We start from the raw sequence: 1090 nt of genomic DNA, 5'->3' as shown, positions 1-1090 counted from the left end.
CCGGAGTAACTGCCGGTGCGTTGACGGTACCTGACCAGAAAGCCACGGCTAACTACGTGCCAGCAGCCGCGGTAATACGTAGGTGGCAAGCGTTGTCCGGAATTATTGGGCGTAAAGCGCGCGCAGGCGGCTTCTTAAGTCTGATGTGAAAGCCCACGGCTCAACCGTGGAGGGTCATTGGAAACTGGGAGGCTTGAGTGCAGAAGAGAAGAGCGGAATTCCACGTGTAGCGGTGAAATGCGTAGAGATGTGGAGGAACACCAGTGGCGAAGGCGGCTCTTTGGTCTGTAACTGACGCTGAGGCGCGAAAGCGTGGGGAGCGAACAGGATTAGATACCCTGGTAGTCCACGCCGTAAACGATGAGTGCTAAGTGTTAGGGGGTTTCCGCCCCTTAGTGCTGCAGCAAACGCATTAAGCACTCCGCCTGGGGAGTACGGCCGCAAGGCTGAAACTCAAAGGAATTGACGGGGGCCCGCACAAGCGGTGGAGCATGTGGTTTAATTCGAAGCAACGCGAAGAACCTTACCAGGTCTTGACATCCCAATGGCCGCTTTAGAGATAGAGCCTTCCCTTCGGGGACATTGGTGACAGGTGGTGCATGGTTGTCGTCAGCTCGTGTCGTGAGATGTTGGGTTAAGTCCCGCAACGAGCGCAACCCTTGATCTTAGTTGCCAGCATTGAGTTGGGCACTCTAAGGTGACTGCCGGTGACAAACCGGAGGAAGGTGGGGATGACGTCAAATCATCATGCCCCTTATGACCTGGGCTACACACGTGCTACAATGGATGGTACAAAGGGCAGCGAGACCGCAAGGTGGAGCGAATCCCATAAAACCATTCTCAGTTCGGATTGCAGGCTGCAACTCGCCTGCATGAAGCCGGAATCGCTAGTAATCGCGGATCAGCATGCCGCGGTGAATACGTTCCCGGGCCTTGTACACACCGCCCGTCACACCACGAGAGTTTGTAACACCCGAAGTCGGTGGCCTAACCGCAAGGAGGGAACCGCCGAAGGTGGGACAGATGATTGGGGTGAAGTCGTAACAAGGTAGCCGTATCGGAAGGTGCGGCTGGATCACCTCCTTTCTAA

General features: G+C 55.8%; 1 rRNA gene. It reads left to right on the top strand.

Annotated elements, in window-relative coordinates:
• Positions 1 to 1086 (top strand): 16S ribosomal RNA (locus tag AB1L08_RS22415); the annotation flags it as partial.
• Between the last annotated feature and the right edge of the window lie 4 nt (positions 1087 to 1090).

It is taken from the genome of Siminovitchia jepli (assembly GCF_047228825.1).
In the GTDB taxonomy this organism is placed as follows: Bacteria; Bacillota; Bacilli; order Bacillales; family Bacillaceae_C; genus Siminovitchia.
The sequence above is the reverse complement of the archived record's forward strand: the minus strand, read 5'-3'. Positions and strand labels throughout refer to the sequence as shown.